The sequence below is a fragment of the Nocardioides sp. genome (assembly GCF_031397825.1).
In the GTDB taxonomy this organism is placed as follows: Bacteria; Actinomycetota; Actinomycetes; order Propionibacteriales; family Nocardioidaceae; genus Nocardioides.
Genome location: NZ_JANNML010000245.1, coordinates 1 through 25,160 on the forward strand (window position 1 = coordinate 1; position 25,160 = coordinate 25,160).

At 71.2% G+C, this 25,160-nt stretch carries 20 protein-coding genes; 17 read left to right on the top strand and 3 right to left on the bottom strand.

Annotation, left to right across the window (positions count from 1 at the left end):
- Window positions 1-287: 287 nt before the first annotated feature.
- The 6 genes from RMN98_RS20770 (at window position 288) to RMN98_RS20795 (ending at window position 9,372) form a co-directional block, all read left to right on the top strand.
- Complete coding sequence (locus RMN98_RS20770; protein ID WP_309650729.1) at window positions 288-2,327, top strand: NAD(+) synthase; 2,040 nt, start codon at window positions 288-290, stop codon at window positions 2,325-2,327.
- 488 nt (window positions 2,328-2,815) lie between these two features.
- Window positions 2,816-4,156 (top strand): glutamine synthetase family protein, encoded by a 1,341-nt coding sequence (locus RMN98_RS20775; protein WP_309650730.1) that lies wholly within the window; start codon window positions 2,816-2,818, stop codon window positions 4,154-4,156.
- Between the two features lie 16 nt (window positions 4,157-4,172).
- Complete coding sequence (locus tag RMN98_RS20780; RefSeq protein WP_309650731.1) at window positions 4,173-4,892, top strand: type 1 glutamine amidotransferase; 720 nt, start codon at window positions 4,173-4,175, stop codon at window positions 4,890-4,892.
- Entirely contained in the window at window positions 4,889-7,873 is a 2,985-nt protein-coding gene (locus RMN98_RS20785; RefSeq protein ID WP_309650732.1) for a bifunctional [glutamine synthetase] adenylyltransferase/[glutamine synthetase]-adenylyl-L-tyrosine phosphorylase, read from the top strand. Before RMN98_RS20780 ends, RMN98_RS20785 begins: the two co-directional genes overlap by 4 nt.
- Before the next feature lie 287 nt (window positions 7,874-8,160).
- Window positions 8,161-8,910: a hypothetical protein gene (locus RMN98_RS20790; protein WP_309650733.1), complete on the top strand. Its 750-nt coding sequence runs from the start codon at window positions 8,161-8,163 to the stop codon at window positions 8,908-8,910.
- 105 nt (window positions 8,911-9,015) lie between these two features.
- Window positions 9,016-9,372 carry a hypothetical protein gene (locus tag RMN98_RS20795; protein WP_309650734.1) on the top strand — a complete coding sequence of 119 codons (357 nt, stop codon included), beginning with the start codon at window positions 9,016-9,018 and terminating at the stop codon, window positions 9,370-9,372.
- Here RMN98_RS20795 and RMN98_RS20800 read toward each other — a convergent pair.
- Complete coding sequence (locus tag RMN98_RS20800; protein WP_309650735.1) at window positions 9,369-10,106, bottom strand: response regulator transcription factor; 738 nt, start codon at window positions 10,104-10,106, stop codon at window positions 9,369-9,371. The genes RMN98_RS20795 and RMN98_RS20800 overlap by 4 nt on opposite strands.
- 205 nt (window positions 10,107-10,311) lie before the next feature.
- Between RMN98_RS20800 and RMN98_RS20805 the strand changes: the two genes are divergently transcribed.
- From RMN98_RS20805 to ctlX, 11 genes are all read left to right on the top strand, one after another.
- The gene (locus tag RMN98_RS20805) at window positions 10,312-12,486 is read left to right on the top strand and encodes a glutamine synthetase III (RefSeq protein WP_309650736.1); all 2,175 of its coding nucleotides are present in this window, start codon (window positions 10,312-10,314) and stop codon (window positions 12,484-12,486) included.
- Window positions 12,487-12,609: 123 nt separating this feature from the next.
- Entirely contained in the window at window positions 12,610-12,825 is a 216-nt protein-coding gene (locus RMN98_RS20810) for a hypothetical protein (protein ID WP_309650737.1), read from the top strand.
- 239 nt (window positions 12,826-13,064) lie between these two features.
- A complete protein-coding gene (locus RMN98_RS20815; RefSeq protein WP_309650738.1) occupies window positions 13,065-13,892 on the top strand; it encodes a DUF2510 domain-containing protein in 828 nt (275 codons plus the stop codon).
- 45 nt (window positions 13,893-13,937) lie between these two features.
- Complete coding sequence (locus RMN98_RS20820) at window positions 13,938-14,402, top strand: CHRD domain-containing protein (RefSeq protein WP_309650739.1); 465 nt, start codon at window positions 13,938-13,940, stop codon at window positions 14,400-14,402.
- Window positions 14,403-14,448: 46 nt separating this feature from the next.
- Entirely contained in the window at window positions 14,449-14,961 is a 513-nt protein-coding gene (locus RMN98_RS20825; protein ID WP_309650740.1) for a sigma-70 family RNA polymerase sigma factor, read from the top strand.
- Window positions 14,958-15,647 carry a zf-HC2 domain-containing protein gene (locus RMN98_RS20830; RefSeq protein ID WP_309650741.1) on the top strand — a complete coding sequence of 230 codons (690 nt, stop codon included), beginning with the start codon at window positions 14,958-14,960 and terminating at the stop codon, window positions 15,645-15,647. Before RMN98_RS20825 ends, RMN98_RS20830 begins: the two co-directional genes overlap by 4 nt.
- A gap of 89 nt (window positions 15,648-15,736) precedes the next feature.
- Window positions 15,737-16,201 (top strand): Rieske (2Fe-2S) protein, encoded by a 465-nt coding sequence (locus RMN98_RS20835; RefSeq protein WP_309650742.1) that lies wholly within the window; start codon window positions 15,737-15,739, stop codon window positions 16,199-16,201.
- A 145-nt stretch (window positions 16,202-16,346) separates the two neighbouring features.
- Window positions 16,347-17,837 carry a DUF3375 domain-containing protein gene (locus RMN98_RS20840; RefSeq protein WP_309650743.1) on the top strand — a complete coding sequence of 497 codons (1,491 nt, stop codon included), beginning with the start codon at window positions 16,347-16,349 and terminating at the stop codon, window positions 17,835-17,837.
- Window positions 17,834-18,550, top strand: a complete 717-nt coding sequence (locus tag RMN98_RS20845; protein ID WP_309650744.1) for a DUF4194 domain-containing protein — start codon at window positions 17,834-17,836, stop codon at window positions 18,548-18,550. The genes RMN98_RS20840 and RMN98_RS20845 overlap by 4 nt, the downstream gene beginning before the upstream one ends.
- Window positions 18,551-18,552: 2 nt before the next feature.
- The gene (locus tag RMN98_RS20850; protein ID WP_309650745.1) at window positions 18,553-22,035 is read left to right on the top strand and encodes an SbcC/MukB-like Walker B domain-containing protein; all 3,483 of its coding nucleotides are present in this window, start codon (window positions 18,553-18,555) and stop codon (window positions 22,033-22,035) included.
- 37 nt (window positions 22,036-22,072) lie between these two features.
- Window positions 22,073-23,101: a citrulline utilization hydrolase CtlX gene (gene ctlX, locus RMN98_RS20855; RefSeq protein WP_309650746.1), complete on the top strand. Its 1,029-nt coding sequence runs from the start codon at window positions 22,073-22,075 to the stop codon at window positions 23,099-23,101.
- A gap of 79 nt (window positions 23,102-23,180) precedes the next feature.
- Here the strand turns inward: ctlX and RMN98_RS20860 are convergent, their stop codons facing one another.
- Both RMN98_RS20860 and RMN98_RS20865 read right to left on the bottom strand, forming a co-directional pair.
- Complete coding sequence (locus RMN98_RS20860; protein ID WP_309650747.1) at window positions 23,181-24,230, bottom strand: CU044_5270 family protein; 1,050 nt, start codon at window positions 24,228-24,230, stop codon at window positions 23,181-23,183.
- Window positions 24,227-24,922, bottom strand: a complete 696-nt coding sequence (locus RMN98_RS20865; protein ID WP_309650748.1) for an RNA polymerase sigma factor — start codon at window positions 24,920-24,922, stop codon at window positions 24,227-24,229. Before RMN98_RS20865 ends, RMN98_RS20860 begins: the two co-directional genes overlap by 4 nt.
- Between the last annotated feature and the right edge of the window lie 238 nt (window positions 24,923-25,160).

Genomic DNA, 25,160 nt, shown 5'->3' on the forward strand with positions numbered 1-25,160 from the left:
TAGAACAAGCGCTCCAGCGCCTCGGTTAGGGAGGCACGGTGGTGCCGACGCTCATCGGCCAAGTCGGATGGCTTCTGCCGACCTCACGGTGCTCGCCCGTCACGGGTGGCACTCCGGGCCAATCTGTGAGCAGCGCCCAGATTGCGAGAGGTGCACATTCTGATCGGTCCATGGCAGATTCACCCGTCGTCGGCAGCACCAACTCGCCACGGTCCCGACGGCCGCAGGCCGCACCGTCCCGACCGACGCAACCGGCGTACGGAGCCCGAGGTCCCTAGACTCGCGGCGTGGACTTCTACTCGGCCTATGCCCACGGGTTCGCCCGGGTGGCGGCCTGCACGCTGCCGGTCGCGATCGCGGACCCGGCGACCAACGCGGAGCGGGTGCTCGAGCAGGTGCGACTGTGCCATGACGACGGCGTGGCACTGGCGCTGTTCCCGGAGCTGGGCCTGAGCGGCTACTCCATCGAGGACCTGCTGCTGCAGGACACCCTGCTCGAGGCCGTCGAGGCGGCGATCGCGACGATCACGGCCGCGTCGAGCGACCTGCTGCCGGTGATCGTGGTCGGCGCCCCGCTCGTGCACGGCACCCGCGTCACCAACTGCGCCGTGGTGATCCATGCCGGCGAGGTGCTCGGCGTCAGCCCCAAGTCCTACCTGCCGACCTACCGCGAGTTCTACGAGCGCCGTCACTTCGCCCCGGGGGACGACCGTCGGGCCAGCACGATCACGATCAACGGCGACACCGTGCCCTTCGGGCCGGACCTCATCTTCAGCGCCACCGACGTGCGCGGGCTCGACGTCCACGTCGAGATCTGCGAGGACATGTGGGTGCCGGTGCCGCCGAGCGCGGAGGCCGCGCTGGCCGGTGCGACGGTGCTCGCCAACCTCAGTGGGAGCCCGATCACCGTCGCCCGAGCCGAGGACCGCCGGCTGCTGGTGCGCAGCGCCAGCGCGCGCTGCAACGCGGCGTACTTCTATGCGGCCGCCGGCCAGGGGGAGTCGACCACCGACCTCTCCTGGGACGGGCAGACGATGGTCTACGAGTGCGGCGACCTGCTCGCGGAGACCGAGCGTTTCCCCGAGGGCCCGCGACGATCGGTCGCCGACATCGACCTGGACCGGTTGCGCCAGGAGCGGATCCGCCAAGGGACGCACGACGACAACCGGCGCACGCACGAGGCTCGCGCCGGCGGCTTCCGCACGGTGCCCTTCACCCTGGGGCCGCCGGCCGGCGACATCGGCCTGCGCCGCAAGGTCGACCGCTTCCCCTTCGTGCCCGATGACCCGGCGCGGCTCGCGCTCGACTGCTACGAGGCCTACAACATCCAGGTCTCCGGCCTCGAGCAGCGGCTCCAGGCCATCGGCGACACCCGACCCGTCATCGGCGTCAGCGGCGGGCTCGACTCCACCCACGCCCTCATCGTCGCGGCCCGCGCCATGGACCGCCTGGGGCGTCCCCGCAGCGACATCCAGGCGATCACCATGCCGGGCTTCGCGACCGGCGACACCACCAAGGACTACGCCACGCGGCTCTCGAAGAGCCTCGGCGTGACGTTCGAGGAGCTCGACATCCGGCCGGCGGCCACCCAGATGCTCCACGACATCGACCACCCGTTCTCCGACGGTCAGCCGGTCTACGACGTGACATTCGAGAACGTGCAGGCGGGCCTGCGATACGACTACCTCTTCCGGATCGCCAACCACCGCAAGGGCATCGTCGTCGGGACCGGCGACCTGTCCGAGCTGGCCCTCGGCTGGTGCACCTACGGCGTCGGTGACCAGATGTCGCACTACAACGTCAACGCGGGCGTGCCCAAGACGCTGATCCAGCACCTGATCCGCTGGGTCGCCGAGAGCGACCAGTTCGACGCAGAGACCAACGAGCTGCTGGAGAGGATCGTCGAGCAGGAGATCACCCCCGAGCTGATCCCGACGACCGACGGCGCCAAGCCACAGGCCACCGAGGACACCGTCGGCCCCTACGCGCTCCAGGACTTCACCCTCTTCCACGTGATCCGCCGCGGTCACCGACCGAGCAAGATCGCCTTCCTCGCCTGGCACGCCTGGCGCGACGCGGGTGCGGGGGACTGGCCGCCCCACTTCCCCGACGAGCGTCGCCAGGCCTACGACCTGCCCACGATCCGGCACTGGCTTGAGGTCTTCGTGCGCCGCTTCTTCATGAGCCAGTTCAAGCGCTCCGCCCTGCCCAACGGGCCCAAGGTCAGTGCCGGCGGCACCATGTCGCCGCGCGGTGACTGGCGGATGCCCTCGGACGCCAAGGCCACGGCCTGGTTGGCCGAGATCGAGGCCCACGTCCCGTCCTAGGGGAGTCGTCAGCATCTTCGCCTCGCCTGTGACTCGGCAAGGTGGTTGGGGTCGTGTGCCGGAGGCTGCTCCAGTGCGCGGTCTGGGGCCCACGACCCGGCACCAGGGCCGATCGCTGGCCCGATGTCGTCGGGTCGTGTGCTCCACGCCGCGCTCGAGCGCTGCTTGCGGCACACGACTGCCAGCAACATCGCGCCGACTCGGCGTACGGCGTGCAACATCGCGCCGACTCGGCGTACGGCGTGCAACATCGCGCCGACTCGGCGTACGGGCCAGGGGCCGCCGAGCTCCACGACGGCCCGGGCTCCGGCCGGATGTCGGGCTCCTCGAACGTCACGCCGAGGCTCTGCGAGTGCCGGGGACCGGCTGATGCCCTCGGACGCTAAGTCCACGGCCTGGTTGGCCGAGATCGAGGCCGACGTCCCCTCCTGAAGGGCCACCCGTGCCCCCTTCGCCGCAGGGCCCGCGATGCCCCTACGCTGTGCCGCATGGGCAAGCAGGAAGACTTCGTTCTCCGCGCTCTCGAAGAGCGTGACGTCCGCTTCGTGCGGCTGTGGTTCACCGACGTCCTGGGCTTCCTGAAGTCCGTCGCGGTGGCTCCGGCCGAGCTGGACAACGCCTTCGACGAGGGCATCGGCTTCGACGGCTCCGCGATCGAGGGCTTCGCCCGGGTCTACGAGGCCGACATGCTGCTGCTGCCCGACCCCTCGACCTTCCAGATCCTCCCGTGGCGCGGTGGCGAGGGCCCGGCCACGGCCCGGATGTTCTGCGACGTGGTGATGCCCGACGGCAGCCCTTCCTACTCCGATCCGCGCTACGTGCTCAAGCGCACGCTGAGCAAGGCGGCCGACAAGGGCTTCACCTTCTACACGCACCCCGAGATCGAGTTCTACCTCTTCAAGGACACCCCGCAGGCCGGCGTCGACCCGATCCCCGTGGACCGCAGCGGCTTCTTCGACCACACCGCGCAGTCCCACGGCTCCGACTTCCGCCGCGAGGCGATCACGATGCTCGAGGCGATGGGCATCTCGGTGGAGTTCAGCCACCACGAGGGCGGCCCGGGCCAGCAGGAGATCGACCTGCGCTACGCCGACGCGCTCTCGACCGCCGACAACATCATGACCTTCCGCACCGTGATCCGTGAGGTCGCGCTCGGCCAGGGCATCTGGGCCAGCTTCATGCCCAAGCCCTTCACCACCCACCCCGGCTCGGGCATGCACACCCACGTCTCGCTCTTCGAGGGCGACCAGAACGCCTTCTACGAGGCCGGTGCCGAGTACCAGCTCTCCCAGACCGGCCGGCGCTTCATCGCCGGCATCCTGCGCCACGCGCCGGAGATCAGCGTCGTCACCAACCAGTGGGTCAACTCCTACAAGCGGATGATGTTCGGCGGTGAGGCCCCCTCCTACATCTGCTGGGGCCACAACAACCGCTCCGCGATGGTCCGCGTCCCGATGTACAAGCCCAGCAAGGGCAACTCCACCCGCATCGAGCTGCGCACCATCGACGCCGCCTGCAACCCCTACCTCGCCTTCGCCGCCGTGCTGGCGGCCGGCCTCAAGGGCATCGACGAGGGCTACGAGCTGCCCCGCGAGGCCGAGGACGACGTCTGGGCCCTCACCGAGCGCGAGCGCAAGAACCTCGGCATCGAGCCGCTCCCGCACAACCTCAACGAGGCGATCAAGATCGCCGAGAGCTCCGAGCTGCTCGCCGAGACGCTGGGCGAGAACGTCTTCGACTACTTCCTGCGCAACAAGCGGGCCGAGTGGGACGAGTACCGCGGACAGGTCTCGGTCTTCGAGCGCGACCAGATGCTCCCGGTCATCTGACCAGGCCCCTGCCACGATGCCGTCGGTCCTGGTCGTCCAGCACGAGGACGAGTGCCCCCCGGTGCTCCTCGGGCGCTGGCTGACCGAGGCCGGCTGCACGCTCGAGGTGCGCCGGCCCTACGCCGGCGATGCCCTCCCCGACCCCACGTCGTACGACGGAGTGCTGGTGCTGGGCGGGCCCCAGCAGGCCGAGGACGACACGGTCCCGTGGTTCGCGCCGCTCAAGGAGCAGCTCCGCACCGCCCACGCGGCCGGTGTCCCGACGCTCGGTGTGTGCCTCGGCCACCAGCTCCTCGCCTCCGCGCTCGGCGGGCGCGTCGAGCGCAACCCGCGCGGGCAGCAGCTCGGCCTGCTCGACGTCGGCTGGACGGCGCAGGCGGCGACCGACGAGCTCCTCGGCCCGCTCGCCACCCCTCGGCGCGGCGTGCACTGGAACGACGACGTCGTCACGGTCCTGCCCGCCGGCGCCACCGTCCTCGCGCGGACGCCCGCGGGGGAGCCGCAGGTCGTCCGCTTCGGCCCGCGTGCCTGGGGGCTCCAGCTCCACCCGGAGGTCGACGCGGCCACCCTGCGGCCGTGGGCGGCTGACGACCGGGAGGCCCACGTGCTGCGGGGCATCGACCAGGACGTTCTGCTGGGATCGATCGACGACGCCGCAGCCGAGCTGACCGAGGCCTGGCGACCCCTCGCCGGGTCCTTCGCACGAGTCGTCGCCAGCACCGGGGGCGGCAGATGACCCGCACCACCACGACCAAGGGCGCCCTCCTGCGGCTCGGGTTCACCGACACCGCCGCGGCCCAGGAGGCGCTGACGGGCCTGGGGGGGCAGGCCGAGCCGATCCTCGCGATCCTCGGGCGCACCGCCGACCCCGACCTGGCCCTGTCGGCTCTCGTGAGGCTCGCCGACGAGGTCGAGGACCGGGCCGCGCTCCTGACCGCGATCGCCGACGACGAGGGCACCGCGATGCGGCTGATGTGCGTGCTCGGCGCGAGCAGCGCGCTGGCCGACCACCTCGCCCGGCACCCCGAGCAGTGGCACGAGCTCACCGACCCGATGATGGGCTCGACGCGTCCCGCCGCCTGGGCGGTGCGCGCCGCCCTCCTGGAGGCCGTGGGCGCGGACCCGCGCGCTGACCAGCCGGTCGCGACGCTCCCCGACGCGGAGGCGGTCGACGCCCTGCGTGTGGAGTACCGCCGCGTCCTGCTGCGTCTCGCCTCGCGCGACCTGTCCCACGACGTCGGCATCGACGACGCGGCAGCCGAGCTGTCCGACCTCGCGGCCGGCACCCTCGAGGCCGCACTGGCCGTGGCCCGGCAGCGGGTGGGGGAGTCGGCCTCGCTCGCACGACTGGCGGTCATCGCGATGGGCAAGCTCGGCAGCCACGAGCTCAACTACGTCTCCGACGTCGACGTCATCTTCGTCTACGAGCCGGCCCCCGGCCACGAGGACGCCAGCGACCAGGCCGTCGTGCGGGCCGCGACCCAGCTGGCCAGCCACCTGATCCGGATCTGCTCCGACCACACCACCGAGGGCACGATCTGGCCCGTCGACGCCGCGCTGCGCCCCGAGGGCAAGGCCGGCCCGCTGGTGCGCACCCTCGCCAGCCACCTCGGCTACTACGAGCGCTGGGCCAAGACCTGGGAGTTCCAGGCGCTGCTCAAGGCCCGCCCGGTCGCCGGTGACCTCGCGCTCGGTCGGGCGTACGTCGACATGCTCGCCCCGCTGGTGTGGTCCGCCGCCGAGCGCGAGGGCTTCGTCACCGACGCCCAGGCCATGCGCCGCCGGGTCATCGAGCACATCCCGGCGCGGGAGGCCGACCGCCAGCTCAAGCTCGGCTCGGGTGGGCTGCGCGACGTCGAGTTCGCCGTGCAGCTGCTCCAGCTGGTCCACGGCCGCATGGACGAGCGGATCCGGCCGACCGCGACGCTCAGCGCGCTGGCGGCCCTGACCGAGGGCGGTTACGTCGGCCGTGAGGACGGCGAGGCGCTGCACGACGCCTACGCCTTCCTCCGCACGCTCGAGCACCGGATGCAGCTCTTCCAGCTGCGTCGCATCCACGTCGTGCCCGAGGACGAGCCGTCACTGCGCCGCCTCGGCCGCAGCGTCCGGCTCTTCAAGGAGCCGATCCCGTCGCTCCACCGTGTGTGGGAGCACCACCGCCGCGAGGTCCGGCGCCTGCACGAGAAGCTCTTCTACCGCCCGCTGCTCGCCGCGGTCGCCGGGATCCCCGGTCCCGAGGCCCGGCTCTCCTCGGAGGCGGCCAGCACCCGCCTGGCCGCCCTCGGCTACGCCGATCCCCAGGCAGCGCTGCGCCACCTCGAGGCGCTGACGGCCGGGCTCTCCCGCACCTCCACCATCCAGCGGGCCCTGCTGCCGGCGATGCTGGAGTGGTTCGCCGAGGGTCCCGACCCCGACGCCGGGCTCTTCGGCTTCCGCCGCATCAGCGAGACCATGGGCCGCACCCCGTGGTACCTCAAGACCCTGCGGGACGAGGGCGCCGTCGCCGAGCGGCTCGCCCACCTGCTCTCCACCTCGCGCTACGTCACGGGCCTGCTCGAGCGCGAGCCCCAGGGGGTGCGGATCCTCGGCGGCTCGCTCGCCCCCCTGCCGGCCGAGCCGCTGGTCGAGGAGATGCTCGCCGCCGCCGGTCGCCAGGACGACGTCGAGAAGGCCGTGCGCGCCATCCGCGCCGTGCGACGGCGCGAGCTGTTCCGGATCGCCGCCGGCGACGCGCTGCGGCTCACCGACGTGGCCGACGTCGGCAAGGGGCTCTCGCGCCTGACCGACGCCACCCTGGAAGCCACGCTGCGGGTCGCGGGACTCGCCGTACGACGGCAACGGTCGCTCGAGCAGGCACCGGCGCGCATCGCGATCATCGCGATGGGTCGCTACGGCGGCTTCGAGCTGTCCTACTCCAGCGACGCCGACGTCCTCTTCGTCTTCGAGGCCGAGCCCGGCGCCGACGCGCACGTCGCGACCTCCTACTCCCAGGCTGTGGCCAACGAGCTGCGCCGACTGCTGGCCCTGCCAGGGGCCGACCCGCCGCTCCAGGTTGACGCCGACCTCCGTCCCGAGGGCAAGCAGGGCGCTCTGGTGCGCACGATCGGCTCCTACGCCGCCTACTACGCCAAGTGGTCGATGGTCTGGGAGGCGCAGGCACTGCTGCGCGCCGACGCGGTCGTGGGTGACGAGGACCTGCGACGACGCTTCACCGCGCTCATCGACCCACTGCGCTTCCCGGCCGACGGGATCTCCGAGGACGACATCCGCGAGGTCCGCCGGATCAAGGCCCGGATCGACCGCGAGCGGCTGCCACGTGGCGCCGACCCCCACCTGCACCTCAAGCTCGGTCGTGGCGGTCTGGCCGACATCGAGTGGACCGTTCAGCTGCTCCAGATGCGCCACGCCGGTCGGCTGGAGTCGCTGCGCACCCCGCAGACCCTCGACGCGCTCGCGGCGGCGCGCGACGCCGGGCTGCTCGGTGAGGAGGAGGCCGCGCTGCTCATCGAGGGCTGGCGCACCGTCAGCCGGACCCGCAACGCCGTGACGTTGGTGCGGGGTGCCTCCGGCGACCAGATCCCGCGTGACACGCGGGAGCGCGCTGCGGTCGCCAACATCTTGGGCTATCCACCGGGTGCGACCGACGAGATGGTCAACGACTACCTGCGGTGCACCCGGCAGGCACGGTCGGTCGTCGACCACGTCTTCTGGGACTGAGCGGCACGCAACTGACGGTGTCGGTCCGGCTCGAGATGTGGGATAATCGTCGCGCCAGGCCGCGATCGACTGCCCCCCAGAGGTCGCGTCCTGGCACTTTCATGCCCGGACGTGCGACACGCACCGCGCTCCGTGAGCCTCGTGGAGCAGCCCACCCCCGGGATGTGGGCTGAAGAAAGTCCGAGACGAGGTCGAAGCAGCAGTGCGTGTCCTGCACAGCCTGCCCGCGGTCCCACGGGTCCAAACATCCGATCTCGCACCGGTCCGGACCACGTAGGATCGCCCCCGTGTCCAAGCCATGGGGGCGGTCCACCGACTCGGGCCGAAGCGTCACCGTCCAGCGAGTCACGCTGCTCGGCGTCCTGGTCGCGACCGCACTGACCGTGGCGCTGCTGGTCGTCCAGTTCTCCTCCGACCCCGGCGGTCCCGAGCAGGTGCCGGCCGCGGGTGCGGACACCGAGGCCGTGGCGCTGTCGGTGCCGCCGGCGGCCAAGGTGCTCTTCATCGGTGACGACTGGACCGCGGGGGAGGGCGCGGCGCTCCAGAGGGCCGGCTTCGTGCACCTCCTGTCCAAGGACCTCGGGTGGGAGTACCGCGTGGACGCAGTCCCCGGCTCCGGCTGGGCGCACAGCGCCCCAGCGACGCCCGGTAGCCAGTACCTCGACCGGGTCTTCCGGCTCCAGACCGACGACGACTTCGTGCCCGACGTCGTGGTCATCTCCGCGCAGATGCGCTCGCCCGCCACGACACCGGTCATCCGCAAGCTCATGCGCAACACCGTCACCACGCTGCGCGGGCGCGTGCCCGACGCGGTCATCGCGGTGGTCCTGCCCTACGGCAACCCGCGCGGGATGGGCATGTGCGAGCCCCTGGAGAACGACCACATCACCTGCGTCGACACCTACGGGGAGGAGTGGCTCACGGGCGCCGACGCCCCGGCCTACTTCGCGCCGGACGGGCTCCTCAACAACGACGGCCACGCCTACTTCGCGGAGCGGCTCGCGGCCGACCTGGAGCGCGACCTCGTCATCGGCTGAATCCTTGCGTCTTGCTTGAGGTTTCCGCGCAGATCCCTTGATCTGCGCCGCGCATCCTGGGACAGGCCCCGAGACAGTCGCGGGCGCATCCAGCCAGGAGGACACGTGAGCACGTTCGACCCGCGTGACCTCGACCGGCTGGCCCAGGACGTCGACAACTGGCCCTTCACGGTCTCCTTCGCCCACACCTACCGCCGGCTCCTGCCGCAGCGGGTGGAGCGGATCGTGACCGCGACCGAGGTGGGTGACCTCGAGGGCGCACTCGACGCCACGTTGAGCCTGCGGGTGGCCTCGAGCATCGTCGGCACGCTGGAGCTCGTCGAGATGGCCCGGTTCATCGAGGGCCGGCTGCGTCTGGGTGACGTCGTGGGGGCCCTGGCCCGCGTGCGGCTCGTCCCTGCCGCCGCGGAGCGCGCCGACCGGGCGCTCGCGTCCTACCTCGTGGAGTACGCCGACTCCTAGAGCGAGCTCTGGAGCACGTCCATCCGGTAGCCGACACCACGCACCGTGCGGACCAGACGGCCGGCGTCACCGAGCTTGCGGCGCAGGTTGCCCACGTGCACCTCGACGAGGTGGGTGTCGGTGGCCCATTCGGTGCCCCACACCGAGCGCAGCAGCGCCTCGCGGGTCCAGACCCGTGCGGGGGTGCGCATCAGCTCGGTGAGCAGGTCGAACTCCGTGCGGGTGAGCGCGAGCTCCTCGTCGCCGCGGAAGGCGCGTCGGCCGTCGACGTCGACCTTGAGGGGGCCGTGGTCCAGGACCTCGTTGCTCGGGGCCGCCAGAGGCGTGTGCTCCTCGACGGGGGCGGTCGAGCGTCGCGGGCGGCGGAACATCGCGTTGACCCGGGCCTGGAGCTCGCGGGGGCTGAAGGGCTTGGAGATGAAGTCGTCGGCGCCGGTCTCCAACCCGATCAGCCGGTCGATCTCCTCGTCGCGTGCGGTGATCATGACGATGTAGACGTCGTTGGTCTCCCGGATCCGCCGGCAGGTCTCGATGCCGTCGATGCCGGGCAGGCCCAGGTCCAGGGTCACCAGGTCGGGGTCGAAGGTGCTGATCGCCTCGAGCCCGTCGAGCCCGGTCGCCACCGACCGCACCTCGAAGCCCTGGCTGGTGAGGGTGAACTCGATCAGCGACCGGATGTCCTCGTCGTCCTCGACGACGACCGCGCGACGTTCGGTGGCGGCAGCATCGGGCATGGGGCCGACTATGCCAGAACGACGACCGGATTCCCGGCGCCTCGACCCCTCGCTGCGGTGTCTCCTCACAGCGGTGCGGTGGACCAGACCGCGACCCGCCGTCCTGGCCTGTCACGAGGACGAAACAATCCGGACACGACGGCCGCCTAGATTCCCCGGTGTACACCCGTGCACGTGCGCGGGGAATGCCCGAGGGAGCCCCATCTTGAGTGCCAACAACGTCCGTCTGCAGGCCATCACCTCGGTAGAGGCCTACACCCCGCCGCCCATCTCCTTCGACCCGGGCGAGGAGCCGGGCGAGATCTTCGGTCAGAACGTCTTCAGCCTCGCGGTGATGCAGAAGCGGCTGCCGAAGGCCGTCTACGCGTCGGTCCTCGCGACCATCGAGCACTCCGCGCCGCTGGACCCCGACATGGCCGACGCCGTCGCGTCCGCGATGAAGGACTGGGCCCTGGAGAAGGGCGCGACCCACTACGCCCACGTGTTCTACCCGCTGACCGGCCTGACCGCCGAGAAGCACGACAGCTTCCTCGACCCGGTCGGTGACGGCTCGGCCTTCGCTTCTTTCTCGGGCAAGACGCTGATCCAGGGCGAGCCCGACGCGTCCAGCTTTCCCAACGGCGGCCTGCGCAACACCTTCGAGGCCCGCGGCTACACGGGCTGGGACGTCATGAGCCCGGCGTACGTCCTGGAGAACCCCAACGGCAACACGCTGTGCATCCCGACGGTCTTCGTGTCGATGACCGGTGAGGCCCTCGACCACAAGACGCCGGTCCTGCGCTCGCAGCAGGCGATGGCCGCGCATGCCGAGCGCATCCTGCGCCTCTTCGGCCACGACCCGGCGCGCGTGGTGTCCTACTGCGGCCCCGAGCAGGAGTACTTCCTGGTCGACAGCCACTTCTTCCTCGCGCGCCCCGACCTGCTCAACGCCGGTCGCACGCTCTTCGGGGCCAAGCCGCCCAAGGGCCAGGAGTTCGACGACCACTACTTCGGCGCCATCCCCGAGCGTGTCCTCGGCTTCATGATGGACACCGAGCGGGAGCTCTTCAAGCTCGGCATCCCGGCCAAGACACGGCACAACGAGGTCGCGCCCGGCCAGTTCGAGATCGCCCCGATGTTCGAGCGCGCCAACGTCGCGTCCGACCACCAGCAGCTGCTCATGACGACGTTCAAGTCGATCGCCAAGAAGCACGGCATGGAGTGCCTCTTCCACGAGAAGCCCTTCGCCGGGGTCAACGGCTCCGGCAAGCACGTGAACTTCTCCCTCGGCAACACGACCGAGGGCAACCTGCTGCTGCCCGGCGACAACCCGCACGACAACGCGCAGTTCCTCGTCTTCTGCGCCGCGGTCATCCGCGCGGTCCACAAGTACGGCGGCCTGCTGCGTGCTTCGGTCGCCTCGGCGAGCAACGACCACCGCCTGGGCGCCAACGAGGCGCCGCCGGCGATCATCTCGATCTTCCTCGGTGACCAGCTCGCCGACGTGTTCGACCAGATCGCCAAGGGCGGTGCGACGCGGTCCAAGGAGAAGGGGACGCTGATCATCGGCGTCGACACCCTCCCCGACCTGGCCAAGGACCCGGGCGACCGCAACCGCACCAGCCCCTTCGCCTTCACGGGCAACCGCTTCGAGTTCCGCGCACCGGGCTCCCTGCAGACCGTCGCCGGGCCGATGGTCATGATCAACACGATCATGGCCGAGGCCCTGGATCACTGCGCGACCGTCCTGGAGGCGGCCCTCGAGGAGGGCACGGACTTCAACGAGGCCGTGCAGGACCTGCTGACCACCATCGTCAGCGACCACGGTGCGGTGATCTTCAACGGCAACGGCTACTCCGACGCATGGCAGGTCGAGGCGGAGCAGCGGGGTCTGAAGAACCTGCGCACCACGGTCGACGCGCTGCCCGAGCTGATCACGCCGGAGGCGATCGAGCTCTTCTCGACGTACTCGGTCTTCAACGAGCGCGAGATGCACAGCCGCTACGAGATCGGCCTCGAGCACTACCTCCTCACGGTCGGGGTCGAGGCCAACCTGACGCTCGAGATCGCCACCACGACGGTGCTGCCGGCGGCCCTGCGCTACCAGACCGAGCTCGCGGCCAACGTGGCGGCGCTCAGGGCTGCCGGCGTCGAGGCGGACCTGTCCACCTTGGAGTCGGTCTCGGCGCCGCTCGCCGGGCTGCGCGCGGGGATCACGTCGCTGTCCGCGGCCCTGGCCCACGACCACGACGAGGACGCGCTGCTCGCCGCGACCTTCGCCCGGGACGAGGTGCTGCCAGCCATGGCGTCGATCCGGGAGGCGGCCGACACGCTCGAGACGCTGATCGCCGACGACCTGTGGCCGCTGCCGACCTACCAGGAGATGCTCTACATCCTGTGAGGTCCAGACCAGGAGGGCTTTTACCTCGGGCGACGTTTGGGGGAGGACCCACCGGGGCACCGGTCAGACGGCTCCGGCCGACGGGCGCATCCGCGTGCCCGTCCCTCACCTGAAGGAGACGTCATGGTCATCGGACTGGGCATCATTCTCATCATCCTGGGCCTCATCCTGGTCTTCGATGTCGTCACGATGGATCTCGCGCAGATCGACGACGGTGCCCTCGGGGGCATCCTCCTCGCCGCGGGCATCCTGGCGATCGTCGTGTCGCTGGTGGTCAACCAGCAGCGCACCCGCTCGACCCACGTCGTCGAGGAGCGCACCACCCGCCCGCCCCTGTGACGGCACCGGTGGTGGAGAACCACGAGCACACCTGGACGTTGCGCAGCATCGACTTCACCGACGGGGTCGAGGTGCGTGAGTTCGCCTGCGGCTCCTGTGAGTCGCTCTGGTTCCACTAGAGCCGCACCCGCTCCGTCGGCGATGGCCGGTCGCAGTCCCTGCGACCGGCCATCGCCCATTTCCCGTGTGATGATGCGCGGGACGCGTCCGCCTGCCAGTCCACCTGTCGAGGAGATCCCATGAGCGACCCGAACCAGCCCAGCACCCCTGCCGGGTGGTACCCCGACGGTCAGGGAGGTCAGCGCTGGTGGGACGGGGCCCGGTGGACCGACCACGTCCAGCCTGCGGCAACGCCCGCGACCCCGCCCGCCGCGGCCACACCCCCAGCTGCTGGCTTCGACCCGAACCAGACGGTCATCGCGCAGCCTCGCGGCGATCGACCCGGCCAGGCTCCCTACGGTCAGGCGCCGGGGGGCCAGCCCCCGGCGGGGCCGCCGCCCGGCGCACCGCCGTGGCAGGCGCCGTACGCCGGTCCCGGCGGCGGCGGCGGTGGTGGCGGCGGTGGCGGCAAGGGCAAGCTCATCGGGGCCGTCGTCGGTGTCGTGGTGCTCCTCGTGGTCGGGCTCGTGCTGCTGTTCACCGTGGTGCTGGGCGGCTCAGGTCCGGCTGCTGCCGCCGAGGACTACCTGAAGGCGCAGTCGGAGGGCGACCAGGAAGAGGTCTGCGCCTTGACGTCGACGCAGAGCCAGGACGAGATCTTCGAGGTCTACGAGGTCGACGACTGCGCCGCCTTCGTCGCGGCCTTCGAGGACCAGGAGGGGTTCGACGACTTCACCTCGCTCCTGGAGGACATCGAGATCGACATCGAGATCGGCGAGGTGGACGAGAAGGAGACGTCGGCGACGGTGGGCTACACCGAGCAGGTCGCCTACACCGGCGACGACGCGGACAAGTTCGCCGAGCTCTTCGGCGAGGAGCAGACCGAGTTCACCGTCACGGGGACGATCACGCTGGTGAAGCAGGACGGTGACTGGAGGATCGACGAGGACGAGAGCACCACGGAGTGAACGGATCTGGTGGTCGGCTCGTGTTCCTTGTCAAGGAGGAACCCCATGACCATCCACCAACGATCGCTCCGTCCCTGGGTGACGCTGGCGCTGAGCACCTGCGTCGCCGTCTCCCTCGCGCTTCCCGCCCCCGCCTCCGGTGACGTGGCGGCCGGCAGCGGCCATCCGCGCCGGGCCGCTGTCGAGCTGACGACGACGCTTCGGCCCAGCGGTGACCCCGACGGGGTCGGCCGAGCACGCGTGACGCTCAACCGTGCCCGGGCACGTGTCTGTGCCGACGTCACCTGGCGACGCATCCAGTCCCCGGACTCCGCTCACCTGCACCGACGATCCGACAGTCAGGTCGTCGTCGACCTGTCGACCGCCGTGACGGGAGGGGCTCGCTGCACGACCGGCGTACGACGCTCGCTGATCCGTGCGATCGCCGCGCATCCACGGCGCTACTACCTGAACGTGCACAACGCGACCTACCCGGCCGGTGCGATCGAGGGAACGCTCCGACGATCCTGAGGCGCACACTGGACGGAGCGCCCCGCGCGGGCGCCAGGGAGGTGTCGTGGCGAGGACTCAGACCACCGTCATGCTGCAGCTGCACGAGGAGCACGCGGCTGCCCTGTGGCGCCACTGCCTGCGCCTGACCGGCAACGACCTCACCCGCGCGGAGGACGTCGCCCAGGAAACCCTCCTGCGAGCCTGGCGGCACAGCGACGTGCTCGATGAGGAGCGTGGCTCGGTGCGCTCCTGGCTCTTCACGGTGGCGCGCAACATCGTCATCGACGAGTGGCGGACCCCCCGAGCCCGGAGCGAGACGGTCATGGCCGAGGTGCCGGAGAGGGCGGAGCCCGAGGACCGCAGCGACCAGCTCCTGCTCTCGTGGATGGTGGCCGAGGCGATGACCAGGCTCTCGTCCGACCACCGCGCCGTCCTGATCGAGTGCTACTACCGGGGCGACCCCGTCTCCGAGGCGGCGCGGCGCCTCAACATTCCCGAGGGCACCGTGAAGTCGCGGACCCACTACGCCTTGCGAGCGCTTCGGTTGGCGCTCGAGGAGATGGGGGTGGGTGCGTGAGCTGCGACCAGAGAAGACTGGACGGCGCCTACGTGCTGGGTGCCTTGGCGCCCCACGAGCGACAAGCGTTCGAGGAGCACCTCGTCGGGTGCGCCGGCTGTGCTGGCTCGGTGCAGGACCTGGCAGGCCTGCCCGGGCTGCTGGGACACGTCGACGTGTCGCTGCTGGCCGAGACCGAGGAGGCCGGCCCGCCGCCGGTGACGTTGCTCCCCGCCCTGCTGCTCGGCGTGCGCCGAGCCGAGCGGAGGCGGCGACTCCTGACCGTCGCGACGACCAGCGCGGCCACGCTGGCGCTCGTGGGGGCAGCACTGTTCGGCAGCGGACGTCTCGGGACCGCCGACGAGGTGGTCACGCCACCCGCCGCGCAGCAACCGGTCGCCCCCGGTCGGTCGATGCGTGCCCTGGTCGGCAGCCCCGTCAGCGCCGAGCTCAGCCTGGAGCAGGTCCTCTGGGGAACCCGCCTGGCGTTGGTGTGCTCCTACCTCGCGGACGACTACTCGGCCGGCCCCACGACGTACGCGCTCTTCGTGGTGACCCGTGACGGACGCAGGGAGCAGGTCGCGACGTGGAGGGCGCTGCCCGGCAGGACGATGACCCTGGCGGCGGCCACCGCGTCGGACGTGGACGACATCGTCGCGATCGTGGTGCGACGTGGCAGCCGTGCCGTGCTGGAGCTGGACACCTGATCGCTGTGCCACGCGGACCGGAGGCGGTGAACCGATGCGTGCGGAGCCTCGTAGGACCGGACAGACCCACCGATGCACCGGAGGTGCTCATGATCCATCTCGACACCCAGCGCAGTCCTGCGCTGTCACGACGCGGCATCATCGCGGGGAGCGCCGGGACCGCCGTCGGCACCCTGGCCCTGACCGCCTGCGGCGGCGACGACGAGACCGCCTCGCCGGGAACCCCCAGTGCGGGGGGTGACAACCCCCCGAGCGGCGCTGCCACGCCCCTCGCCGTCCTCGCCGACGTCCCGGTCGGGGGCGCGGTCTCGGCCACGGGCGCCGATGGTGCTCCGCTGATCGTGGCGCAGCCGACGGAGGGACAGGTGGTCGCCTTCTCGGCGATCTGCACGCACAAGGGGTGCCAGGTCGCGCCGGAGGGCGACGAGCTCATGTGTCCCTGCCACGGCTCGACCTACGACCTCGCGACGGGGGAGAACACCGGAGGACCCGCTCCCTCACCCCTCACCGAGATCGCGGTCACCGTCGAGGACGGCAACGTGGTGGAGGCCTGAGAGCCTGCCCCACCCAGCACCCTGCCCCACCCAGCACCCTGGCTCACGCGGGACCCTGCGCCCCACCCCGGTCGGTCCCCTCTGGAATGCTTGCGCGGCGAGCGCGCGGTCCAGCGCTTCGCGCGACGTCCTGAGGGGTGGGGGAGTGAGCGAGATCGCCGGCGAGCTGGCACGGGTGAGGGGTGCGTTCGCGCAACCGACCCTGACCCTGCTCCACCAGCGCCAGGCGCCCGTCGTGATCACGATCTTCCGGGCGGCCTTCGGACGCAACAACAAGCCGATCCCGACGGCGCGGCTGCACGCGCAGGTCGAGGAGCACCTCGCCGTGGTGCGACGCTCCGGTGAGGCGGAGGTCCCCGCCGGCAGCGGCAAGGACCTCTGCCAGCGCTGGATGCGGGGCCAGTGGCTGGTGCGCTCGCTCGACGAGGCCGGCCACGAGGTCTACACGCTGACCTCCCACGCCCAGCAGGCCCTCGAGCTGGTCAAGAACCTCGCGCGCGACCGGGCGACCCTGAGCGAGCACCGGATCGCGACCATCCTCGGGTCGGTGCGACGGTTCAACTCCGAGGCCAACCCCGACCGCACCGCACGCGTCACCATCCTCAACGCCGAGATCGCCCGACTCCAGGCCGAGCGCGACCGGCTGGTCGACGGTGCCGAGATGGTGAGCGCCACCGAGGACTACATGCACGAGGGCTTCACCGAGCTGCTCTCGCTGATCTCCGCGCTGCCCAGCGACTTCGCCCGTGTGGAGGAGCGCTTCGCCGTGATCAGGGCCGAGATCCTCTCGGCGTTCCGGGCCGAGGACCGGCCTGCCGGGGAGGTCATCGACGACTACCTGTCGCGCGCCGACGCCCTCATGCACGCGACCCACGAGGGGCGGGCGTTCGAGGGCGCCTTCGCGCTGCTGCGCGACGACGCCCTGGTCACGCAGCTGCGCGAGGACCTCACCGCGCTGCTGGAGCACCCGATCGCCGACGGCATCCTCAGCGACGCCGACCGCGCCGAGCTGCGGGGGACCGTCCGGCTGGTGCGCGACGGTCTCGACCGGGTGCTCGCCCAGCGCTCGCGGGTCACCGCCACCCTCAAGGACTACATCGTCTCCCACGACGTGGCCCGCGACCGCGAGCTCGAGCAGACGCTGCGCCAGGTGGAGTCCGAGCTCATGACGTGGATGGCGACCACCGGCCCGCGCGCGGTGCTCGACGTACCCCTGCTGCCGGCGCGTGCCGGGGTCGAGCACCTCCGGGAGCGGTTCTACGACCCGGCCGACGACGTCCTTCCGGAGCGCATCACCACCGCCGACCCGGGCGATGGACCGGCGGTCTCCCTGGCGGCCGTCATGGCGCAGGGCGGCCCGCAGCTCACCTCGCTGCGGCAGCGGCTCGACGCCGCCCTGGCCTCGTTGCTCCCGGCAGGCTCGCTCGGCGAGGTCTTCGACGGCTTCGAGCCGGCCCTGCGTCGGCCGGTCGAGATCTTCGGGCTGCTGCACCTGGCGGCTGACCGTGAGTGGGAGGCCGAGGACGCCGTCGAGGACTTCGCCGCCGTCCGCCCCGACGGGTCGCGGCGCACCTTCGCCGTGCCCCGCCTGCCCCTGCCCGACCCCGACCGACCCGAGAGCGAGACCCGAGCATGAGCGTCGACACCGACCTGGACCTCGACCCCGAGATCCTCGACGAGGGATCGGTCTCGCTCTTCGAGGGCGACGAGGGCGGGCTGGAGCACGCCCAGCGCCATGCCCTGGTGACCCTGTTGAAGCAGCGCTTCATCAGTGCCCGCACGCACCCGCGGGACTGGCAGGTGCTCGTCGAGCACGAGCGGGTGCTGCGCTCGCGGCTCAACGACCTCTTCCTCGAGCTCGCCGTCGACCGTGCCCGCGAGGTGGCGTGGAAGCGGCAGGCGACCTCCGAGACCGGCAGCCGCTTCCCGACCCTCCTCTACGACGCCGCGTGGTCGCGCGAGGAGACGCTCGTGCTGGTGCACCTGCGCGACCGGCTCCGTGCCGGCCTCGCGGGAGGCGACGCGCACGTGTTCATCGACCGCGACGACATCGTGGACTACGTCGCGACCTTCCGACCGCCGCACGCGACCGACGAGGCGGGCGACGAGAAGCGGGCCCGCAACGCGGTGATCAGCATCGCCAAGGCGGGGTTGCTGATCGGCACGGCAGCCGAGGACCGGTTCGAGATCAGCGAGGCCGTGGAGCCGTTGCTGCCGCTCGACCTGCTCCAGGAGCTCCTCGAGGCGCTCCAGCGAGCCACCAGTGCGGAGGCCCCGGCAAGCCCGGAGGAGCAGGCCGAGCTCTTCGACGAGCAAGCCGAGCCCGTGGGCGACGCAGGGGAGGAGTGACGATGTCCATCGACGAGACCGAGCGCATCGATGAGGCCGAGGGCGAGAGCACCGACGGGCTCTTCGAGCAGCACACGGTGGAGACCCCGGCCGACGACACCGTGCAGTGGCGGGCCACGCTGCTGCAGCTGGTCAACTGGGGCGGCTTCAGCGGGCTCACCACCGTCCCGCTGCGCGGTGACGCCACGATGATCTCGGGCGCCTCCGGTGTCGGCAAGAGCACCGTCCTCGACGCCTACACCGCCCTGATGATGTCCTCGGACACCAAGTTCAACGGCGCGTCCAACGACGCCGTGGCCGGCCGTGCGCGGGGGGTGGGCCAGCGCAACCTGCTGTCCTACCTGCGCGGCGCGGTCGACGTGGTCGACGACCCGCGCACGGGCCGACCCGTGGAGAAGCTCCTGCGCGGCAAGGGCACCGACACCTGGGGTGCGGTGGCGATGACGTTCGTCAACGACCAGGGTGGCCGCTTCACCGCGCTGCGCACCTACTACGTGCCACGGCGCGCCACACGCTCCGGCGAGGTGCAGATGCAGCTCGCCACGCACGAGGGCAGCCTCACGCTCGACAGCCTCGAGGTCGCCGTACCCGAGCGCTTCCACGCCGCGACCCTCAAGAAGCTCTTCCCGGGCATCCGGGTGCACCGCACCTACGCCGACTACTCCGCCGTCCTCCACGCCCGGCTGGGCATCGGCGCCAACGGCGACGGGGCCAAGGCCTTGCGGCTGCTGGCCCGGATCCAGGCGGGCAACCAGGTGCGCAGCGTCGACGAGCTCTACAAGGACATGGTCCTGGAGCGGCCCGTCACCTTTGCTGCGGCCGACCGGGCGATCGAGCACTTCGACGACCTCGACGCGGCCTACGCCGCCATGCGCACCGAGGAGCAGAAGCTCGACCTGCTCGAGCCGATCGCCGGGCTCCACGAGCGCAAGGGCATCGCCGAGCGACGGCTGGCCGAGCTCGACTCCTACGGCGTGACGCAGCCCGGTGACACGCCGCTGCGCCTGTGGCTGCTGCGCACCCACCTGGGGCTGATCGAGACCGCCGTCGGCACCAACCGCCACGAGCGCGCGACGACCGCTGACGAGCTGGCAGCCACCGCCGCGGCCGAGCAGACCCTCCAGACGGACGTGGAGACGGCCAAGGAGGCCCACCACGCGGCCGGGGGCTCGACGCTCCAGTCGCTCGCGCTGTCGTTGGAGCAGGAGCGGGTGATCCGCGAGGGACGGCTCTCTCGGCGCAGGGTCCTGCAGGAGCGGCTGCTGCCGCTGATCGCAGCGACCGACGCCGAGTCCCCGGACCTGGAGGCGGCGCTGGAGTCGAGCGAGGCGTTCAGCGTGCTCCAGCTGCACGCCCGGCAGTGGCTGGCCGGCTGGGAGCGCCAGCAGGAGAGCACCAAGCGCGAGCGCGACGCCACCCGCGACCGCCGCTACCCGATCAGCCAGCGCCAGGCCGAGCTCCGCCGCGAGCGCGCCTCGCTGGAGAGCCGGGCCGGCCGCGTGCCGGCGCGGATGCACGAGCTGCGTGCCGAGGTGGCGCAGGCGAGCGGTCTGGGTGTCGAGGAGCTGCCCTTCGTCGCCGAGCTGCTCGACGTCGCTCCCGACGAGTCCCGCTGGCGCGACGCGATCGAGACCGTGCTCGGCGGGAGCGCGCGGATGCTGCTCGTCCCGCTCAACCGGCTCGCCGACTTCTCCGCCGCCATCGACGGACTACGCCTGCGGGGGCGGTTGACCTTCGAGGGCGTGCCGCTCGACCTTCCCGACCTCGGTCCGGCCGACCCCGAGCGGGTCGCCGGCAAGCTGGTCTTCCAGGACTCGCCGTTCTCCGGGTGGGTCCAGGCCCACGTCGCCGAGCCCGGCCGCAACGCGCTGTGCGTGGAGTCGGCCGACGGCCTGGCCGGACCCGGCCTCCGCGTCACGATGGCCGGCCAGACCCGCAGCGGTCGACGAGGCACCCACGGCCGCGGCGACAGCCGCAGCATCATCGGCTTCTCCAACGGCGACGCCTTGGCCGAGCTCGACGCCGAGCTCGCCTCGCTGGAGCGCGAGCTCGCGGCCCTCGACGCCGAGGTCTCCGAGCTCGACCGGCAGTCCAGCGTGCTCGAGCAGCGACGCACCTCCTACGACGCCGTCGCCACCGCACGCTTCGACGACCTCGACGTGGAGGGCAGCGAGCGGCGCATCACCGACCTCGAGGCGCGTCGCGCCGAGATCCTCGCCTCCGACGACCAGCTCCAGGCGCTGGAGGCCCAGATCGAGATCCTGGCCGCGCGGCTGGAGGAGACGCGGCGGGCTCGTTTCGGCCTGGAGCAGCGGCAGCGCGAGCTCAACGACGCGCACGGGCGCCTGGTCGACGACGAGGACCACGTCAAGGACCGCCTCGAAGCGCTGGACGGCGATGCCTCCGTGGTCCTGACCGAGCAGCAGGAGGCGGCGCTGGCCGCAGACTTCGCGGCCGCGGCCGCTCCGGCGGACCCCGCGGACCTCGAGCGGTTCACCGAGACCTCCCACCGCCTGGCCGAGCGCCTACGTGGTGCGGTCGCGGTCGCCGAGGCGGAGATCAAGCGTGTCGAGGAGGACCTCGCCGCGATCTTCCGGGTCTACAAGTTCCAGTGGGACTCGCCCAACCTGGGGGCGACCGCAGACTCCTACGCCGACTACGCCCGCATCCTCGAGGAGATCCGCGGCAAGGGCCTGGCGCACCGGCGAGCCGAGTGGCGTCGGCGGTTGACCGAGTGGAGCGGTCAGGACCTGGTGCCGCTGGTCGGCGCCATGGCCGCGTCGATCGAGGAGATCGAGGACCGGCTCGAGCCGATCAACACGATCCTGCGTCGACTCGAGTTCGGCGGGGCCGGCGACCGGCTGCGGATCCGGCTGCGCCGGCTGGCCCCGGCGCACGTGCAGGTCTTCATGAAGGACCTGCGCGCCCTGTCGGCAGGCTCCACGTCGGAGCTGGACGAGGCGGACCTGGAACAGCGCTTCACCGCGCTGAGCCGCTTCATGGAGCAGCTGCGCAAGCCGGCCCAGTCCGGCGAGACGGCCGGGGCGACCACGGACCGCGACCGGCTCCTCGACGTACGACGCCACGTCGAGATCAGCGCCGAGCGCTACGACTCGCTCACCGGCGAGCTGCGGGCGACCTACCGGACACTGGGGGAGAAGAGCGGTGGCGAGAGCCAGGAGCTCGTGGCCTTCATCGTGGGCTCCGCGTTGCGCTTCCGTCTCGGTGACGAGATGCGCTCACGGCCGCGCTTCGCTCCGGTCTTCCTCGACGAGGGCTTCGTCAAGGCCGACTCCGAGTTCGCCGGCCGCGCCGTCCAGGCGTGGCGCGGCCTCGGCTTCCAGCTGATCATCGGCGTCCCGCTCGACAAGGTCACCGGCCTCGAGCCGCACATGGACGAGCTCCTGGCGATCACCAAGAGCAGCACCACCCACCAGTCGTGGATCATGTCGATCACCGATGCCGAGCGGACACCGGCGCCGTGATTGGAGACCGGTCCGCACGATGCCCTAGGTTCCGAGCGTGAGTGCACAGGCCCCTTCCACCGTCATCCTCGTCCGCGCCGCGCGGTTCGTCCCCAACCCTGCGACCGCGGCCGACAACGCCTTCCAGCGCGACGTCCCCGCGGGGCAGTCCGAGACTGCCACGTCGACCAGGGCGGTCGCCGAGATGGACGCGGTCGCCCAGGCGCTTCGCGACGCCGGGGTGACCGTCCACGTCTTCGACGACCACGACCACACCCGGCCCGACAGCGTCTTCCCCAACAACTGGCTCTCGACCCACGCGGGCGGCAAGATCGCGGTCTACCCGATGTATGCCTCCAACCGGCGCCACGAGCGTCGCGCCGACGTGCTGGAGCTGCTCAAGTCGCACTACCGCGTCCAGACCATCGTCGACTACTCCGGCCTCGAGCCCGACGGGATCTTCCTCGAGGGCACCGGCGCGATGGTGCTCGACCACGTCTCACGCGTCGCCTACACCGCGCGCAGCCACCGGGCCGACACGCACGTCCTCGAGCGCTTCTGCACCGACTTCGGCTACGAGCCGATGGCGTTCGAGGCCGTGGACTCGGCGGGTGTGCCGGTCTACCACACCAACGTGATCGCCTGCATCGGCACGAAGGTGGCGATGTTCGCCCTCGAGATGATCCCCGACGAGCAGCGTCGCGCCGAGGTGCGCGAGCGGCTCGCGGTGACCGGTCGCAAGATCGTGGAGCTCACCGAGCAGCAGATCCGGGACTTCGCCGGCAACGCCGTCGAGCTGCAGGGTCGCCGGCCCGACGGCTCGACCCGCCCGATCATGGCGATGTCGGCGCGGGCGCGAGCGAGCCTCACGCCCGACCAGCTGGCGACGATCGAGGAGTCCTGCGAGATCGTCGCCGTGGACATCCCCACGATCGAGCTGGCCGGGGGATCGGTGCGCTGCATGATCGCCGGCGTCCACCTCGACCGACGCCCCACCGCCGACCTCGACCTCACCCCGGCCGTCGCCGCGATCGACCAGGACCCGCACAGTGCCGACGGCCAGGACCTCGCCCGCGCCAGGACCTAGGGCGCAGCGGGACGTCATACGGATCGTGGAGACGGGTGCACTGTCCGCATGACGTCGCGGGGGCACCCGGACGCAACGATCACGCGGCGGACGGCGTCACCCCACCAGGTGACGACGTGGCGGGGGGCTGGCCGGCGCTGTCCGCCACGCCGCGCTCGAGAACCGCAGTGGCTCCGAGGAGCACGTCGCCGTGGGGCATGACGAAGTAGTCGCGGGTGCCGAGAACCTCGTAGGTCTGGGTGTCGAAGATCCAGACGCTGCGGATCGTGTTGTCGCTGCGGGCGATGCCGATGCCGCTGCGTCCCAGGGCGTCCGTCGCGTTCGGTTCGACGATGACGCCGGGGATGCGGGTCACGGCATCGAAGAGGGCAGCGGTCAGCTCGGGGGGGACGACCCCCTCGTTCACGAGGGTCCCGATCCTGTTGAAGACCACCTGATCGGGATCGCCGCCGACGGCGCCGCCGACATTGCCGATCGCGGCGTCGGTCTCGATCTCGGTGAGAAGGGCGTCGGGGTCGGTGGGCAGTGTGTCGAGCCAGGCATAGGTCGGGCGCACCACGCTCGGCGGCGCGGGGACGCCCGCGTGCATCGGCCAGTCCTGTCCGAACTCGCGGATGATGCCGATCTCCGCGACCGCGCCGGGATCCTGGGACATCCAGATCTCACGCTCGTGCGGAGCCCCCAGTGTGGGTGCGTCCCCCAAGAGGCCCTCGTTGGAGATCACGGCGCTGCGCGTGTAGACGAACTGGTCATCGTGGACAGGCGTCGTCGCACTGTGGGTGAGCGCTGCCTGTGATGCCTGGGACAGCACGGCCACGGCTCGCGGAGCGGCGGCGACCGGACGCGATCGATCGATGGGACTGCTCGACCCAGCACCGCCGACGGCCAGGGTCACCCAGACTGCGACCACAGCCATGCACGTGGCCACCAGTGCCGGGCTCGCCCACGCCCGGGCGCGCTCGCGGCGCCTTCGGGCGGTGCTGACGGCGTCGGCATCGCGACGCACGCCCACTGCGAGGCGTTCCTCGACGCGGTGCCGCTCCAGCGCGGTGGGAGCCTGGGTCTGGGGTGCCGGTAGCAGCACCATGAGGTCACGGCGAAGGTCCTGGTCAGATCCTGACGTGGTCATGCTCGTCCTCCATGAGTCGCGGCCTTGCATGGCGTGGGCGTCGTCGGCGTCGTGGTGGTCTCGTGGGCGGAGAGCGTGCGGAGCCGGGTCCGGGCCCGGGCCAGACGCGACCGCACGGTGCCGATCGGGATCTCGAGCGCCTCAGCGGCTTCGGCGTACGTCAGTCCCGACCAGACGCACAGGGCGAGCACCTCGGATTCAGCGCGGGTCAACTGAGCCAGCGCTGCCTGGGTTCGCCGTATCAGCTCGGCATCGTCGATCCGGGCGATGGTCTCGTCGGAGAAGTCGTCGACCACCACTTCCCCGGGACGACGGGCCAGGAACGCCAGCCGACGTCGAATGCTGCGGGTGGCATTGAGCGACTGGCGAGCGGTGATGCCGAGCAACCACGGCAGCAGCGGTCGATCGTGGTCCTCGATCGAGTCCCGCGCGCGCCAGGCCGCAAGAAATGTGTCGGAGGTGACGTCCTCGGCCAGCGCCCGACTGCCGGTCAGACGCTGAGCCAGGACGAACACGGCACCGACGTGGTCGCGGTACAGGGCGGTGAAGGCGGCGTGGTCGCCGGCGCGCACCTGCTCACGCAGGAGCCGGTGGTCACCTGGATCGTTGCTCACACTGCAGTACTGTCCGCGAGCTCTCCCGAGTTCGGCCTCATGGCACGCCTTTCTGAGACAGGTGGCTGCCGGCAGCATCCTGCGCCGGCTCCCACCATCATTCCGGAGTGCTCGGCAAGCCGGGTCTCTCGATGCTTCGTGCTCGGCGCCGCATGCGAAAATTGGTTGTCGTGTTAGACCGTGACCTCGAATCCAAGGTCATAGTCGCTGGCGGCTTGGCCGCCGGTGCCCCAGTTCTCCACGGCACTTTCCCTGAGCAGGATCGACACGCCGTCACGCGGGATCCCGATCACCTCAAGTCGCTCGACGATCTCGC

What these genes read in the sequence shown, in the direction of transcription:
- RMN98_RS20865 (WP_309650748.1), bottom strand. Translation starts at nt 24,922, where the DNA reads ATGCTGCCGGCAGCCACCTGTCTCAGAAAGGCGTGCCATGAGGCCGAA.
- RMN98_RS20860 (WP_309650747.1), bottom strand. Translation starts at nt 24,230, where the DNA reads ATGACCACGTCAGGATCTGACCAGGACCTTCGCCGTGACCTCATGGTG.
- RMN98_RS20800 (WP_309650735.1), bottom strand. Translation starts at nt 10,106, where the DNA reads ATGCCCGATGCTGCCGCCACCGAACGTCGCGCGGTCGTCGTCGAGGAC.
- RMN98_RS20775 (WP_309650730.1), top strand. Translation starts at nt 2,816, where the DNA reads ATGGGCAAGCAGGAAGACTTCGTTCTCCGCGCTCTCGAAGAGCGTGAC.
- RMN98_RS20845 (WP_309650744.1), top strand. Translation starts at nt 17,834, where the DNA reads ATGAGCGTCGACACCGACCTGGACCTCGACCCCGAGATCCTCGACGAG.
- RMN98_RS20820 (WP_309650739.1), top strand. Translation starts at nt 13,938, where the DNA reads ATGACCATCCACCAACGATCGCTCCGTCCCTGGGTGACGCTGGCGCTG.
- RMN98_RS20835 (WP_309650742.1), top strand. Translation starts at nt 15,737, where the DNA reads ATGATCCATCTCGACACCCAGCGCAGTCCTGCGCTGTCACGACGCGGC.
- RMN98_RS20810 (WP_309650737.1), top strand. Translation starts at nt 12,610, where the DNA reads ATGGTCATCGGACTGGGCATCATTCTCATCATCCTGGGCCTCATCCTG.
- RMN98_RS20815 (WP_309650738.1), top strand. Translation starts at nt 13,065, where the DNA reads ATGAGCGACCCGAACCAGCCCAGCACCCCTGCCGGGTGGTACCCCGAC.
- RMN98_RS20785 (WP_309650732.1), top strand. Translation starts at nt 4,889, where the DNA reads ATGACCCGCACCACCACGACCAAGGGCGCCCTCCTGCGGCTCGGGTTC.
- RMN98_RS20850 (WP_309650745.1), top strand. Translation starts at nt 18,553, where the DNA reads ATGTCCATCGACGAGACCGAGCGCATCGATGAGGCCGAGGGCGAGAGC.
- RMN98_RS20780 (WP_309650731.1), top strand. Translation starts at nt 4,173, where the DNA reads ATGCCGTCGGTCCTGGTCGTCCAGCACGAGGACGAGTGCCCCCCGGTG.